A 16,338-nucleotide genomic window follows, 5' to 3' on the forward strand; every position below is an offset into this window, starting at 1 on the left:
CATTAGCACATTCCCGAATCAACCGGAAGATGGGGTTTTTCTAACCACAGCTATCCTGAATCCAGTTGCCAGAACCTGAAGGCTATGCCATGTTGTTGGTTGGGCTAGGCATATTGGGTTTTTCAATGCATCGCCGCCGGATTTCTTATTAATAACTATCTGTTGTAAATTACAGAGGAGCTTAGGCTCCGCTGTAGCTGCGTTTTACGGGCGAATATTCTACGAATTCCGTTAATGATGCCAAGGTGCGATGTCGTGTTCAGCAACTAACCTGTGTTTGCTAATTCTAGCGTCATCAAAATCAGCCTGCTCGAGCGTGTTGATCTGATAAACCCCGGATGCGACATGGATCTTGATGTGCCCGTCTGCAACAGCGATATTGCTACTGCCGTCTTTGTGCATGCGGATACTGAAGCGCGTGCCGGTATCCTTTATGATGACATTGCCTACTTTAACTTCAAGCGTGTTGGTAGCATTTTTCCTAATATCAAAATAGACATTGCCTCTGAGTAATTCGACTTGCAGTGGTTGGCTGTCTTTCACGGCGACAGAGCTGTAAGTATCCAGCGCCATATCGATATCGGGCGCTATCGCGGTGGTAAGCTGCTCTTCAGACTTGGTTTCATAAAACCGTATGCTATGCGGCTTGGCAAAATACCAAGTCATCAGACCCAGCAGCACACAGAAACCCATGATCGCACAGTGCAACGAGAAACGCCGCCAACTGAAAACAAAGGTAAAGGGTTGTATAACGGGAGGGTCAGGTTCTTGCATTTGAGTTCAGAAAAATAAAGGGTGAAAATCGAAATTATATACGGATAGCAATAATTTTTTTAGTCTGGGATTCATGGTGGATTTTAATCGGCGGCTACTTTGTCAATTTTCTATTTTACTCTTCAACCAATTTTCCCGAACATCTCGCGCCTGAGAAAAAGCTTTTTCCAGCGTTTCACCTTCATTATTTCTCAACATTTCCTGCAAAGTACTCAATTCATTCTGATATCCATCAATCTGCTTCAACAATGACTCACGATTAGCCAAACAGATATCCCGCCACATTTCCGGGGAACTACTGGCGATGCGGGTGAAGTCGCGCAGGCCGCTGCCGGCAAAACGCAATATATTCTCAAGATCACTGGTGCTGTGATTGAGGTGATTCATCATGGTGAATGCCAGAAGATGCGGCAGGTGGCTGGTGGCTGCGAGAATACGGTCATGCTCGTCGGCAGGCATGATGGAAACTTGCGCACCGCAAGCTTGCCATAATTGGCTGACTTGCGCGACAGCATCGCTGCTGGTTTCAGGCAGATGGGTCAGGATGACGTGTTTGTTAACATACAAATCCGCTTGCGCAGCCTGGGCGCCACTATGTTCAGTGCCGGCGATGGGGTGGCCGGGGACAAAATGATGGCGGTTTTGCATGGGGAGATGGTGACGTGCTGCGGCAATGACATCCTGTTTGGTGCTGCCGACATCGGTAATAATGGTATTGGCTTGCAGGTGTGGGGCGATCTGCGCCATGATGTGGGCGGTCTGGCCGACCGGCATTGCCAGCAGTACCAGGTCGGCGTTGTGCAGCGCGGAAGTCATGTCAGTGGCTATTTCATCAATGACGCCACGTTCCAAGGCACATTGCATGTTCTGCCGGCTGCGGCCAACGCCCACGATATGCTTAGCCAGCCCGGCGTTGCGCAGTGCCAGTGCGAATGATCCGCCGATCAAACCGACGCCGATGATGACCAGTTTATTGAGTGCCGTGATATTTCCCATAGTTTGGTTAATTTCGTGTTACAGGCTACGTCCGATCACTTCTGCGATGCCTTTTAACGAACCCATCAACTCCTTGAATTCCTGCGGATTCAGCGCTTGATCGGCATCGCACCAGGCTTCACACGGATTCGGGTGCATTTCCACCAGCAAGCCATCGGCGCCCGCTGCGATGGCTGCGCGCGCTAAGGCGGGTACCATCCACGCTTTACCACCAGCGTGCGAAGGATCGATGATGACCGGCAAGTGGGTTTCGCGTTTGAGCACCGGTACGCAGGTGACGTCCATGACGTTGCGGTACGCGGTTTCAAATGTGCGGATACCGCGTTCGCAGAAAATAATATTGTGATTGCCGCCCGCTGCGATGTATTCAGCCGCCATGAGCCACTCGGAAATGGTGGCGGACAGGCCACGCTTGAGAATCACCGGTTTGTTGATACGGCCGACTTCTTTCAACAGATCAAAATTCTGCATGTTGCGTGTGCCGATTTGGATGACATCGACATCATGCTCAAGGAAGGTATCCAGCATACGTACATCCATCAGTTCGGTGACAATCGGCAGGTTATATTTGTCCGCCGCCTTGCGGAATATGCCCAGGCCATCAACACCTTTGCCCTGAAAAGTGTACGGACTGGTGCGTGGTTTGAAAGCGCCGCCACGCATCAAGCGGCAACCGGCTGCTGCGACTTGTTGCGCTGCCAGGTCCATTTGCTCCTGCGTTTCGACTGAGCAAGGGCCGCCGATCACCTGTACTTGCTTGCCACCGACAGGGATGCCGCGTACATCGATGATCGAATCCTGTTTGTGTGATTCGCGCGAAACAATTTTGTATTGTTTGACGATGTGCATCGAGTATTCCACGCCCGGCATGGAATCAAATAATTCCGGATCGAGTTTGCTCTCATCGCCGATGGCACCAATGACAGTACGTTTGGTGCCGCGTGAGATATTGACTTCGTGGCCCAGATCCTGAATTTTCTTTACGACTGCACCGATTTGCTCTTCGGTGACGTCTTTGTTCATGATGATGATCAAGCTAATTCTCCCATTGCGTATTCAAGTGATTCCAGGAATCGTTTATTTTCGGATTCCAATCCGATGGTAACCCGAAGGTGGTGTGGCATTTCGTAAATGCCCAGAGGGCGTACGATGATGCCTTGTTGCAGAAGGTTTTGATAGACTTTCGAGGTATTGGCCGCATCGCCTTTGACACGGAAACTGATGAAATTGCCATATGAAGGGATGTACTCAATGCCCAGCTTGCGGAAGCCATCGGTGAGTTGCAACATGCCTACGCGGTTCAGTGCATACGATTTTTGTACGAACTCGGCATCCTGCAGTGCAGCCAGTGCGCCCACCAGGCCAATGCTGCTGACATTGAACGGCTGGCGCACACGGTTCATCAGATTCGCCACATCCGGGTGCGTCAATCCAAACCCGATACGTACACCGGCGAGGCCATAAACCTTGGAAAAAGTACGTGTGATCAGCAGATTGGGAAATTGCTTCAACCATTTAATGCTGTCCGGTTTGTTGGCTTCCGGCAGGTATTCGTAATACGCTTCGTCCATAACGACCAGCACATCGCGCGATACGCGTTCCATAAATTGCAATAGTTCATCTTCGCCGGATAATGTGCCGGTGGGATTGTTGGGGCTGGCGATGAATACAATGCGTGTTTCCGGCGTAATGGCATCCAGCATCGCGGGCAAGTCATGACCGTAATCCAGCGCGGGAACCGCTATGCCATTGGCGCCAACCATTTGCACTACCAGTGGATAAACCGCAAACGCATGTTGCGAATACACGGCCGCTGCACCCGGTTTCAAAAATACACGCGCAGCAAGATCCAGCACATCGTTGGAGCCGTTTCCCAGTATGATTTGCTCTGGTGCTACGGCGTAGCGTTTGGATAATGCGGCTTTCAATTCATAGCCGCTGCCATCCGGATACAGCGCGATATCGTGCAATGCATGGATCATGGCATCCAGTGCGAGCGGACTGGTTCCCAGCGGATTCTCGTTGGAAGCCAGCTTGATGATGGATGCTTCATCCAATCCTATTTCCCGCGCCAGTTCAGAAATGGGCTTGCCGGGTTGATAAGGCTGGATGGAGCGGATGTATTCCGGAGCAAAATCACAAAGATTCATAAGATTAAGTTTGTTAATGATAGAAAAAATACTGAGAATTCAAAGAACTTAATAAGGTGACTATTGAATGGCAGCGAAAAGTTATGTGGCCGGATAAGATCCGAGTATTTTTGAGAAAGATGCTTTTTCACGTAATTCTGCCAGTGCGGCTGCGACATTGGCATCTTCCTGGTGTCCTTCAATATCCACAAAAAATACATATTGCCACAGCCCGGTACGGGATGGACGCGACTCCAGGCGACTCATACTGACGCCGTGATGCGCCAGCGGCTCCAACAATTTGTAGATTGCGCCGGAGCGGTTATTGGTTGATAGGATCAGTGATGTTTTGTCTTTTCCTGAGACGCTCACCACTTGCTTGCCGATAACCAGAAACCGCGTGGTATTTTTCGGATCATCTTCAATATTTTCAGCACAGATGGAAAGCCCGAACAACTCGGCCGCCCGTTTTCCCGCTACAGCCGCTGCGTGTTTGTCGGCTGCTGCTTGCCGGGCGGCATCGGCATTACTGGCGGTATTAATAAATGCAGCATTGGGAATGTGCGGCAAATTGGTTTTTAACCAGTGATGACACTGCGCCAACGATTGCGGGTGCGAATAAATTTTGTCAATGTGTGATAATCCGCTTTGCTGTGCCATCAGAAATTGATGCACGGGTAACTGAATTTCGCCGCAGATGGTGAGCGGTGTTTGCAACAGCAAATCCATGGTCCTGCCGACAGCACCTTCGGTAGAGTTTTCCACCGGTACTACGCCATAATTTGCCGCATCGGATTCCACGGCATGAAACACGTCGTCAATCGAATTACACGCGACCGATGTGATGGCACTGCCAAAACGTTTCAATGCCGCTTCTTCAGAAAAAGTACCGCTTGGGCCTAAATAAGCCACACTCATGGGTTTTTCTAGGGCGCGGCATAGCGACATGATTTCCGTGAATAGCTGCCTGATATGTGCGTTGCTGATGGGTCCCGGATTGTGTTCCTGAATGCGCGTCAATATTTGCGCTTCACGTTCAGGGCGATAGACGATGCCACTTTTCTTGATCTTGCCGATTTGTTGTGCCAATCCGGCGCGCTTGCTCACGAGTTGGAGCAGTTCGTTGTCAATGGCGTCGATCTGATCGCGTAATTGTTTGAGTTCTTCTGACATGTGCGGTAAAAATTTTGGCTTAACGAGTGTTCATCAGAGTTTATCTGGGAAGTGGCAGATAGCGTGCCATCAGTACACCGGCGATTGCGGCAATTCCATCCACGACATGCTGCGGCACCGGACTGTCGACGTCCACCAGCGTGAAGGCCATTTCCCCGCGCGATTTATTGATCATGTTGTGGATGTTCAGTCCGGCATTGGCCATACTGGTGGAAATTTGCCCCAGAATGTTGGGTACGTTGGCATTGGCAACCGCCACTCGGTAAGGTGATTCACGTTCCATCTGAATGTCAGGGAAATTGACCGTGTGGGTGATATTGCCGTTTTGCAGATAATCCATGAGTTGATCCACCACCATGACAGCGCAGTTCTCTTCCGCTTCCTGTGTCGATGCGCCGAGGTGCGGCAACGTGATCACGCCTTTTTGATGTTGCAGCTTCTGGCTCGGGAAGTCACTCACATAGGTTTTTATTTTGTTGGCGGCAATACCGGCGAGCACAGCTTCTTCATCAACGATGGCGCTACGTGAGAAATTCAATAGCATCACGTTGTGTTTCATCAATTTGATGGTTTTATCATCAATCAAATGACGAGTGGAATCCAGCAACGGGACATGTACGCTGATAAACTCGCTGTGGCGTAGCAAATCTTCCATGCTGTGCGCTTTCTTGACTTCCGCCGACAGACTCCAGGCGGATTCAACGGTGATTTTTGGGTCATAGCCGATGACTTTCATGCCCAGTTTGATGGCGGTATTCGCTACCAGCCGGCCGATTTCACCCAACCCAATGACACCCAGTGTGCGCCCCGGTAATTCGATACCGGAAAAATGCTTTTTGCCATCCTCAGCCTGCTTGTTCAGTGCCGCATCATCACCTTGCAGGGATTCGACAAACTGCAGTGCGGGAACCAGATTACGTGCGGCCAGAAACAGGCTGGCAATAACCAGTTCTTTAACCGCATTGGCATTGGCACCAGGGGTATTGAATACGGGAATGCCCCGGTTATTCATCGCTTGCACCGGGATGTTGTTGGTGCCTGCACCGGCGCGTCCGATTGCTTTGACGCTAGCGGGAATTTCTTGGTTCAGCATATTGTGCGAACGTACCAGGATGGCATCCGGTTCCGCCATATCATGGCTTACCTGATAGCAATCTGCAGGGAAACGGCTCAAGCCAAGCGTGGAGATATGGTTAAGTGTAAGAATCTTGAAGATTCCGTGTTGATTTTCAGGCATGCTGACTGGCGAACTCCTTCATAAACGCTGCCAATTTTGCCACACCTTCAAGCGGCATGGCATTATAAATGGATGCACGCATGCCACCCACTGAGCGATGACCTTTCAGTTGGATCAAGCCGTTGCTTGCGGCCTGTTTCAGAAAATCGCCATCCAGCGCAGGATCCTGCAATGTAAAAGGAACATTCATGCGTGAACGATCGGATTGTGCCACCGGACAATGATAAAAATCGGTGGTGTCCAGTAAGTCGTACAGCACGTTGGCTTTGGCAATATTGGTTTTTTCCATCGCAGACAATCCGCCTTTTTGCTTCAACCAATCAAATACCAGTCCAGTGATGTACATGGCATAGGTGGGCGGGGTGTTGTACATTGAATCATTTTGCGCATGAATCTGATAATCATACAGCGTTGGCGTGCCAGCCAGCGGCATGCCCAATAAATCTTCGCGGATAATGACCAGTGTCAGTCCGGCTGGCCCGAGGTTTTTTTGCGCACCGGCATAGATCAGCCCGAAACGGGTAACATCCAAAGGCCGTGACAAGATATCGGATGACATATCGGCGACCAATGGCACATTCCCGTTCGGATCGATTTGCGGAATCCAATGAAACTCAACACCGCCAATGGTTTCGTTGCTGGTGTAATGAATATAAGCCGATTCGGGATCCAGATCCCATTTGTCTTGTGTGGGCGCATAGGTAAAATTAGCATCTGCGGAGGAAGCGGCAACATTGACGGTGCAATATCGGCTGGCTTCTTCGATGGCTTTGGTCGACCATTGACCGGTATTGATATAATCCGCCTTCTTTCTGCCGCGCAGCAAATTCATCGGCACCATGGAAAATTGGCTGGATGCGCCGCCTTGCAGAAATAACACCTTATAGTTTTGCGGGATGCCTACCAATTCGCGCAGATCGTTTTCAGTTTTTTCCGCAATCGACATAAATTCCTTGCCGCGATGACTCATTTCCATCACCGACATGCCGCTGCCGTGCCAATCAAGCATTTCGTCGCGCGCTTGTTGCAGCACTTCTTTGGGTAGAACCGCAGGCCCTGCACTGAAATTATAGATTTGATCCATTGTGTATTTTCCGGTTAACTGGTTTGATGTTAACAGATCACTGAGAAACTATCTGCATTGCCGCTACGGTGTTAAAAACAAGCTCAGCATGTGCATTGATCACCCATAAATCGTGCTTCTCGCCTGTTTTGCCTAGTATCGGCTTGGCCTCCTCGAAAATGTTTTTCAACGGCTTGTTAATCGTCACTATCGCCGTCGTCATCGCCATCTTCGCTTTCCACTACCCGTTCCAGGCCGGCGAGTTTTTCACCCGCATCCAGGTTGATTAAAGTAACACCCTGCGTGGCGCGGCTCATTTCGCGTACTTCGTTGACACGGGTGCGGATCAGCACGCCGCCGGAAGTAATCAGCATGATTTCATCATCCGGTTTCACCAGTTTTGCGGTGACGACCTTGCCGTTACGTGCGCTGGTGATGATCGCAATCATACCTTGCGTGCCGCGGTTATGGCGCGTGTATTCACTGATCGGGGTACGCTTGCCGTAGCCGTTTTCTGTGGCCGTTAAGACCGTCAATTCTTCATTTTCAGCCACCAGCATCGAAATGACTTTGTGTCCGGAACCGAGCTTCATACCCCGCACACCACGGGCGGTACGCCCCATCGGACGCACGTCATTTTCACTGAAACGCATGGCTTTGCCGTTGTCTGAGAACAGCATGACGTCATGCTTGCCTTCGGTCAACTCGACGCCAATCAAGTAATCACCCTCATCCAATCCGATGGCGATAATGCCATTGTTACGCGGACGGGAAAATTCGGATAACGGTGTTTTCTTAACCGTGCCCAATGTCGTTGCCATAAATACAAAGCGGTTTTCATCAAAAGTTTTGACCGGCAGAATGGCATTGATTTTCTCGCCTTCTTCCAGCTGCACCCAATTGATAATGGGCTTGCCGCGGGATTGTCGACCGCCTTGCGGTACTTCATAGACCTTGATCCAGTACACACGCCCCAGGCTTGAGAAGCACAAAATATAATCATGCGTGTTGGCAATGAATAATTTGTCAATGAAATCATCTTCCTTGGTGCTGGTCGCCAACTTGCCGCGTCCACCACGCTTTTGCGCGCGGTAGTCATCAAGCAGTTGCGATTTGATATAACCGCTGTGCGATAGCGTGACGACGACATCTGCCGGCGTGATCAAGTCTTCCATACTCAAATCCTGCGTATCGACAATGATCTCGCTGCGGCGTTTGTCACCAAATTGCTGTTTGATGGCATCCAATTCTTCGGTAATGATGAGGGTGATGCGCCCCGGATTTGCCAGAATGTCGAGATAATCAATGATTTTATCAATGACATCCTTGTATTCTTCGACGATTTTTTCCTGTTCCAGGCCGGTCAGGCGTTGCAAACGTAATTCCAGAATCGCTTGCGCTTGCGCATCGGACAAATAATAACCTTGCGCTTGCAAACCGAATGTTTCATCCAAGCCATCCGGACGCAATGCATTGGCATCCGCCATGGCACGAGACAGCATTTCCTCAACCAATTGGGAATGCCAGGTTCTTGCCATGAGCCCTTCCTTGGCATCCGCTGGTGTCGGTGCCGCTTTTATCAACGCGATAATTTCATCGACATTGGACAGCGCAACCGCTAAACCTTCCAGTAAATGACCGCGTTCACGGGCTTTTTTCAGTTCAAAAACGATACGGCGCGTGACGACTTCACGGCGATGACGCAGGAACGCATCCAGAATCTGTTTTAAATTCAGCAAACGCGGTTGACCGTCCAGCAAGGCCACCATGTTCATGCCGAACGTGTCCTGCATCTGTGTTTCTTTATACAGGTTATTCAGAATGACTTCAGGGACTTCGCCGCGTTTAAGTTCAATGACGACGCGCATACCCGATTTGTCGGATTCGTCACGCAGATCGGAAATGCCTTCAATTTTCTTGTCGCGAACCAGCTCTCCAATGCGTATCAATAAATTGGCTTTGTTAACCTGGTAGGGCAACTCATCGACGACGATGCATTGGCGACTGCCTTTTTCCATGTCTTCAAAATGCGTACGGGCACGCATGACGACACGGCCACGGCCGGTGCGATAGCCGTCTTTTACGCCGGAAACACCATAAATGATGCCGGCAGTGGGGAAATCCGGTGCCGGAATGATCTCAATAAGCTCATCGATACTGGTATCGGGATTTCTGAGTAGCGTGAGGCAGGCTTCCACCACTTCATTCAGATTGTGTGGCGGAATGTTGGTCGCCATACCGACCGCGATGCCTGATGAACCGTTGATCAACAGATTGGGGATTTTGGCCGGGAGTATTAGCGGCTCTTTTTCAGAGTCATCATAGTTGGGACCGAAATCTACCGTTTCCTTGTCAAGATCCACCAGCAGTTCGTGCGCGATACGCGACATGCGAATCTCGGTGTAACGCATTGCCGCGGCATTATCGCCATCCACAGAACCGAAGTTACCTTGCCCGTCGATCAACATGTAGCGCAATGAAAAATCCTGCGCCATGCGTACGATGGTGTCATAGACCGCGGTGTCGCCGTGCGGATGATATTTACCGATCACATCGCCGACGATACGTGCGGATTTTTTGTATGGACGGTTCCAATCGTTGGAGAGTTCGTGCATGGCAAATAATACGCGGCGATGTACCGGTTTCAGGCCATCACGAACGTCTGGAAGTGCGCGGCCTACAATGACGCTCATCGCGTAATCGAGATAGGAACGCCGCATCTCCTCTTCAAGACTGATCGGCAGGGTTTCCTTGGCAAATTGGTTCATATCTTATGATTTTTATGAAAAACAACAGGTTATGGTGCAGAAGCGTGTTTTCTTAAAATTGAGTATAAGAAATCTGTAAATCCGCCCATTCTAACATGTCGCGATCGTTTCTCAGTTAACTTTGCGATAACGAGGATGACTGCTGCTCGTTTAACAGTCAATCTGCGAGAAATAGCATCTGAGCAAACTTATTCAGTGAGTGATTGGTATCGATCACAAATACGTTTTTGAAATCCTGAAGGATATCTGCAGCAGAAATTTCAGAAATAGCGGGTAAATGGATGGCTATTTATCGCTTTGATTCGGATTGCTGGCAATAGAGTCACTGAAATTTTACCAATAATCCTACAATAAGTTTACATGTTATCTTTCAATGTAATAACAATCATGCATTTCTCACTAAGTTTGAACGTTCCAAGCTATTGGTTAATAGCAAAAATCATCCGATCAGTTATAAATAAACGAGGAAATTAATGTTAGAGAAATTTGTACGCAGTGCACGGAATTTGTCCATATTTTTTCTTCTGACATTATTGGGCTTAATAGGCAAACCAAGTTTAGTCACAGCTGAAGTGATTTCTTATCCTGCTCAGGTGGAGGCGTGTTGGGTAACTATATTTAGCAATCCGATGCTTCCAAAAAAAGCAACTTGTGCAAACTCGATTGCAAGTGTTGCAGGATATCAGAGCTGGCAATGTAGTCCCAATACTTTGACTGAGTATCAACGAATATCATGCAATGCATATGATCCAGTAGCCGGACAAAATTTTACATGGATGGTTGATGCATACCCACTCTATACTTGTCCATATGGTGGAAAAGCATATAACTGCTTTGGCAATGAAGAAAATTGCATTCAAGTCGAACTTTTTACTTGCCAGATTAACGACAATAGTTTTTCTACAGATCTACTACGATCAAAAAATCTAGGCACCCAATCGATCTGTGGATCTATTGGCAATCCAGTACATCCCAGAACAGGAAATAAAAGTGCAGCTGAGCCGGATTACGATTCTTCAGTGGTTGTATTTACCCGTTATTACAACAGCCAACAAAACAAGCTTGACCGCAATATCGGCACTCAATGGCGCCACAGCTATAGTGCTAGATTAGTTCTAAATCCATCGGCAATACCTCCAATTACCTTTGCAGAACGCCCCGATGGCAAAACAATATTCTTTAGACTCAATAGTGGGTTATGGGTAGGCGATGGCGATATATCTGATGAATTAATAGAATTGCCCGGAAGCAGTTGGCAGCTAATAACTGCTGACGACACCATCGAGACCTACAATACTTCAGGCAAATTGCTATCCATTTCCAGCCGAGACGGCCGCGCGCAGACACTGGGTTATGATGTTAATGGCCGCCTGATTACAGTAACCGACGACGTTGGTCGCGCATTAAGTTTCACCTATGATGGTAGTAGTCGCATCAGCACACTGACCGATCCGGCAGGTGGGGTGTTTCAGTATAGCTACGACACCACCGGCAATCTGACTTCCGTCACTTATCCCGACGGCAAAACCCGCACCTACCATTACAACGAACAAGCCTACACCAGCAATACCAATCTGCCCAATGCACTGACCGGCATTACCGACGAGAATGGCGTGCGTTATGCGACGTACACCTATGACACGCAAGGTCGTGCGGTGGTGACCGAGCACGCCGGGGGTGCCGATCGGCATGTACTGGGTTACAGCACTGACGGCAGCAGCACCACTGTGACCGATCCGCTGGGTAGCCAATATACGCACCACTTTCAAGCCATTCTAGGTGTTGCCAGAAGTACCGGCCAATCGCAACCGGCCGGTTCCGGGTGCGGTGCGGCATCTTCGGCAATCAGCTACGACGTCAACGGCAATGTCGCCAGCCGTACGGATTTTAACGGCAATAAAACCTGTGTTGCGTTTGATCTGACGCGCAACCTGGAAATTGCCCGCATTGAAGGTATGAACCCGGGTAGCAACTGTCCCGGAGATCTGGTCAGTTATACGCCTGCCGCCAATAGCAGTGAACGTAAAATCCTCACGACCTGGCATGCGAACTTTCGATTACCCACGCTCATCACTGAATCCAAACGCCAAACCAGCTTTGTCTATGACACCCACGGCAATATCACGCAATATCGCCTGAAAGACACCGCCACCAACGCCACGCGCACGTGGAGCACTACGTATGTCTACCATGCCAGTATCCCCGGTGTCGTGTCGCAGAAGATCGAGGATGGTCCGCGCACCGATGTGGCGGATTTTACCGCCGTCAATTATTACGCCCCGGATGCCACCTGCAGCGGCGGCCACTTTGGGTGTCGCGGGCAGATCGCCAGCGTCACCAATGCATTCGGCCACATCACTCAAATTTCCCGCTATAACGCGCACGGTCAGCCGGAAGAAATTATCGATCCGAACGGCCTGACGACCACGCTGACCTACGATACCCGCCAGCGCTTGCTGACGCGCAGCAGCGGCACGGAAATCACCGGCTACCAGTATGATAACGTAGGGCAGGTCAAGAAAATAACGCTTCCGGATAACAGCTTCATTGCTTATACCTATGACGCCGCGCAGCGCCTGACCGGAATTGCCGACAATCTGGGTAATCGCGTGCAATACACACTCGATGCGATGGGTAACCGCACTAAGGAAGAATTGTTCGATCCGGCGAATACGCTGACGCAAAAAAGACAGCGGGAATTTGATGCGTTGAGCCGGTTATGGAAAGACATCGGCGCGCAAAGCCAGATCACCCAATACCAATACGACGCGCAAGGCAACCGCAAGCAGATCACCGATCCGCTGCAACACAGCGTGAGTTATGGTTTTGATACGCTCAATCGCCTGATCCAAAGCACCAATCCGTTCAATGGCCATAGCCAGCAAACACACGATGCGTTGGATCAGATCACCGCAATATCCGATCCGCGGGATATCGCCACTACTTACACAACCAATGGTTTTGGCGATCTGATTCAGGAAATCTCCGCTGATCGCGGCACCACCACGAACACTTATGATGCAGCGGGCAATCTCAAAACCCTGTTGGATGCGCGCGGCGTTAAACACTTCTATACCTGGGATGTGCTCAACCGGCTGACCAAACGCACTTTTACCACCGTCACCGGCGTACCGAATACGGCTGCCATGACCTGGAGTTACGATAGCGGCACCAACGGCATCGGACAACTGACCGGCATCAGCGATGAATCCGGCAGCACCAGCTTCAGCTACGATCTGTATGGTCGCCTGCTCGGTAAAACCCAGACGGCCAAGCTGAATACCCTCAATTTCACGCAAACTTTAAGTTACCAGTACGACAGCGCAGGCCGTCTCGAGCAGACGACTTACCCTTCCGGCACGCAAATCAGCACCACGTATGGCGCCGATGGCCGCCTCACGGAACTGCGCGTGAACGGCAACCTGTTATTGAGCAATATCGTTTATCAACCGTTTGGCGAACCCAAGAGCTGGGTGTGGGGTAACGGGCAAGCGTACACGCGCAGCTTTGATTCCGATGGCCGGCTCAAAACCCACCCCATCGGAGCCGATACCCGTACGCTCACTTATGACGCCGCCAGCCGCATCACCAACACCACGGACAGCAATCCGATATATAACCGCAGTTTCGATTATGACGCGCTGCACCGTTTAACCGGCCAGACCGACAATACCAGCTTTAAACTCTGGGGCTACGACGCCAACAGCAACCGCACCAATGCCCAGTTTGGCAGCGGTAATCATCTCTACGCGATAGACAACACCAGCAACCGCCTGCAAACCGTAGCCGGCCCGGTGGCTAAAACTTACAATTATGATGCCACCGGCAATCCCTTAAGCGATGGCGCGACAACTTTCACCTGGAATGCCGCAGGCAAGCTTTCCACCACGATTAAAAACAGTAAAACGCACAACTATAAATACAATGCTTTCGAGCAACGCATTTGGAAAAACGGCCCGCTCAGTCCCAAGGTTTTCTTCTTCTATGGCGTGGATGGGCAACTGATCGGTGAATACAAAGACAACACCACAACTGCCAGCCCCACGGATGATTGGTTGATTCTGCAGGAAACCGTATGGTTGGAGGATATCCCGGTCGCCGTGATCAAAAAGCCCACAACCACCGGCCCGATACAAATCTCCTACATCCATACCGACCACCTCAACACGCCGAGAGTGATCGTCAATCAAAGCAATACCCCGATATGGCGTTGGGACAACACCCACGCATTTGGTGCCAATCTGCCGGACGAAGATCCGGATGGCAACAGCCAGCTCTTCGAATACAACCCGAGATTTCCGGGACAGTATTTTGATAAGGAGACCGCACTTCACTACAATTACTTCAGGTATTATGAGCCGGAAACCGGAAGATACATCTCACCTGATCCCATTGGATTGGTGGGTGGGTTGAATGTCTATGGGTATGTGGGGCAGAATCCGCTGAGTTTCACTGATCCTACTGGCGAGCATCCTGTTTTATTGTGGGCATTGGGTGGGGCATTAACACTATGGGATATGCTAAAACCCATGCAGCCAAACTCTCAATATCCCGATGCGATTGAATCGGTTTGGACTATTCCAGGGCCGGTTGGGAGCGCTAATAAACTATGTGGAGTGGCTGATAAAATCAGCAAAACAACTATTCTTGGGGAAAATATGATGGAAAGAGTTATACCATATGCTAATAAATCTAGAGCTAGAACACTGCCATTTGGTACCACGCCAGGAAATTGGTCAAAGTTAACTCAGAAGGAGCGTTGGAAGCTTAATGATGGAACTTTAAGAGCACGAATCAAGGAAGGAGATAATTTTCGGTATATAGGCCGCGATCCCTACAGAGATCCTTTATTAAGGAAACAATTTGATCTTACAGGTTCTGAATTGCTCAGATTAAATGAAAGGGGAATACCATATGAAACCGTAACTCCTTTCACTGTGCAGCAACTCATTGGGAAGTAATAAGAGAATAATCATGAATAGTAATAGAGAATGGGAGCAACTCTTATGCAATTACTTCGATGTAGTTGGTCTAACGATATTAGGTTCTTACTTTGCAGATCAGGGATTTTCTTGGCAGAGAACCAAAATTAATGGAATTTTTTTCAGAAAAAGCGACCTGTTTGTAGAAATAAGTTATATCCCTGAAACTTATCCAAACTATTCACCTTCTATCATTATCGGCATAGGTACTGACAAATATGATGATCTTGGTAATATAACAGGGGTACCAGCTTGGAGTATTATTCCAGAAACAGAAGAAGCTCGTAAGTATTCCTTTTGGAAATTTTCTAATGAAGATGAGCTTGTAGATAAGCTAGAAAGAATTAAATCAGAAATTTTAGAAAAATATGCAAAACCTTTTTTGGAAGATAGATCAGAGCTGGCGATTGCTATAAAAAATTTCAGTTCGTCGGAGTGAGATTAGAACTCCAACATAACAGCAAGTAGCCCGGATAAGCTCGCGTCATCCGGGAATCGACTTGATCCAAACTTTGAAAGCTTGGTGTAGGGGTAACGGCCAGGCGTACACACACAGTTTTGACTCGATCGGCAGTCTTCATCACAACCCACCCCATCGGCGGCGATACCCGTACGCTCACTTATGACGCCGCCAGCCGCATCACCAACACCACGGACAGCAATCCGATATATAACCGCAGTTTCGATTATGACGCACTGCACCGTTTAACCGGCCAGACCGACAATACCAGCTTTAAACTCTGGGGCTACGACGCCAACAGCAACCGCACCAATGCCCAGTTTGGCAGCGGTAATCATCTCTACACGATAGACAACACCAGCAACCGCCTGCAAACCGTAGCCGGCCCGGTGGCTAAAACTTACAATTATGATGCTACCGGCAATCCTTGGAGCGATGGCGCGACAACATTCACCTGGAATACCGCAGGCAAGCTTTCCACCACGATTAAAAACAGTAAAACGCACAACTATAAATACAATGCTTTCGAGCAACGCATTTGGAAAAACGGCCCGCTCAGTCCCAAGGTTTTCTTCTTCTATGGCGTGGATGGGCAACTGATCGGTGAATACAAAGACAACACCACAACTGCCAGCCCCACGGATGATTGGTTGATTCTGCAGGAAACCATCTGGTTGGAGGGTAATCCTCCCCAAAATTAACCGAGCAAAGCAGTAGAATTTTCTATCGTAGACGAAGAGGAATTTTACTGATGAA

The 16,338-nt window shown here is 49.4% G+C and carries 13 protein-coding genes; 4 read left to right on the plus strand and 9 right to left on the minus strand.

All coding sequences use genetic code 11. The features are described from left to right. Positions 1–65 precede the first annotated feature (65 nt). Entirely contained in the window at positions 66–152 is an 87-nt protein-coding gene (locus tag Q0K92_RS13130) for a PEP-CTERM sorting domain-containing protein (RefSeq protein ID WP_366084417.1), read from the plus strand. A gap of 79 nt (positions 153–231) precedes the next feature. On the opposite strand, the gene Q0K92_RS12080 is transcribed toward Q0K92_RS13130, so the two are convergent. From Q0K92_RS12080 to gyrA, 9 genes are all read right to left on the minus strand, one after another. Next, complete coding sequence (locus tag Q0K92_RS12080) at positions 232–774, minus strand: FecR family protein (protein ID WP_297326046.1); 543 nt, start codon at positions 772–774, stop codon at positions 232–234. A gap of 102 nt (positions 775–876) precedes the next feature. Continuing rightward, positions 877–1,770, minus strand: coding sequence for a prephenate dehydrogenase/arogenate dehydrogenase family protein (locus Q0K92_RS12085; protein WP_297326047.1), 894 nt, complete (start codon positions 1,768–1,770; stop codon positions 877–879). An 18-nt stretch (positions 1,771–1,788) separates the two neighbouring features. Beyond that, a complete protein-coding gene (aroF, locus tag Q0K92_RS12090; RefSeq protein WP_297326048.1) occupies positions 1,789–2,805 on the minus strand; it encodes a 3-deoxy-7-phosphoheptulonate synthase in 1,017 nt (338 codons plus the stop codon). Then, positions 2,802–3,920, minus strand: coding sequence for a histidinol-phosphate transaminase (hisC, locus tag Q0K92_RS12095; RefSeq protein ID WP_297326049.1), 1,119 nt, complete (start codon positions 3,918–3,920; stop codon positions 2,802–2,804). The genes aroF and hisC overlap by 4 nt, the downstream gene beginning before the upstream one ends. Before the next feature lie 81 nt (positions 3,921–4,001). Beyond that, positions 4,002–5,072, minus strand: coding sequence for a prephenate dehydratase (gene pheA, locus Q0K92_RS12100; protein WP_297326050.1), 1,071 nt, complete (start codon positions 5,070–5,072; stop codon positions 4,002–4,004). A gap of 40 nt (positions 5,073–5,112) precedes the next feature. Beyond that, the gene (locus Q0K92_RS12105; protein ID WP_297326051.1) at positions 5,113–6,309 is read right to left on the minus strand and encodes a 3-phosphoglycerate dehydrogenase family protein; all 1,197 of its coding nucleotides are present in this window, start codon (positions 6,307–6,309) and stop codon (positions 5,113–5,115) included. After that, the gene (gene serC / locus Q0K92_RS12110) at positions 6,302–7,393 is read right to left on the minus strand and encodes a 3-phosphoserine/phosphohydroxythreonine transaminase (protein WP_297326052.1); all 1,092 of its coding nucleotides are present in this window, start codon (positions 7,391–7,393) and stop codon (positions 6,302–6,304) included. Before serC ends, Q0K92_RS12105 begins: the two co-directional genes overlap by 8 nt. A gap of 37 nt (positions 7,394–7,430) precedes the next feature. Further along, entirely contained in the window at positions 7,431–7,601 is a 171-nt protein-coding gene (locus Q0K92_RS12115) for a hypothetical protein (protein ID WP_297326053.1), read from the minus strand. After that, the gene (gyrA, locus tag Q0K92_RS12120) at positions 7,570–10,140 is read right to left on the minus strand and encodes a DNA gyrase subunit A (protein WP_297326054.1); all 2,571 of its coding nucleotides are present in this window, start codon (positions 10,138–10,140) and stop codon (positions 7,570–7,572) included. Before gyrA ends, Q0K92_RS12115 begins: the two co-directional genes overlap by 32 nt. A 473-nt stretch (positions 10,141–10,613) precedes the next feature. Between gyrA and Q0K92_RS12125 the strand changes: the two genes are divergently transcribed. The 3 genes from Q0K92_RS12125 (at position 10,614) to Q0K92_RS12135 (ending at position 16,283) form a co-directional block, all read left to right on the plus strand. Next, complete coding sequence (locus tag Q0K92_RS12125) at positions 10,614–15,101, plus strand: RHS repeat-associated core domain-containing protein (RefSeq protein WP_297326055.1); 4,488 nt, start codon at positions 10,614–10,616, stop codon at positions 15,099–15,101. A gap of 13 nt (positions 15,102–15,114) precedes the next feature. Then, entirely contained in the window at positions 15,115–15,561 is a 447-nt protein-coding gene (locus Q0K92_RS12130) for a hypothetical protein (protein ID WP_297326056.1), read from the plus strand. A 119-nt stretch (positions 15,562–15,680) separates the two neighbouring features. Continuing rightward, positions 15,681–16,283: a hypothetical protein gene (locus Q0K92_RS12135; protein ID WP_297326057.1), complete on the plus strand. Its 603-nt coding sequence runs from the start codon at positions 15,681–15,683 to the stop codon at positions 16,281–16,283. Positions 16,284–16,338 lie beyond the last annotated feature (55 nt).

The organism is Nitrosomonas sp., from assembly GCF_024282095.1.
In the GTDB taxonomy this organism is placed as follows: Bacteria; Pseudomonadota; Gammaproteobacteria; order Burkholderiales; family Nitrosomonadaceae; genus Nitrosomonas.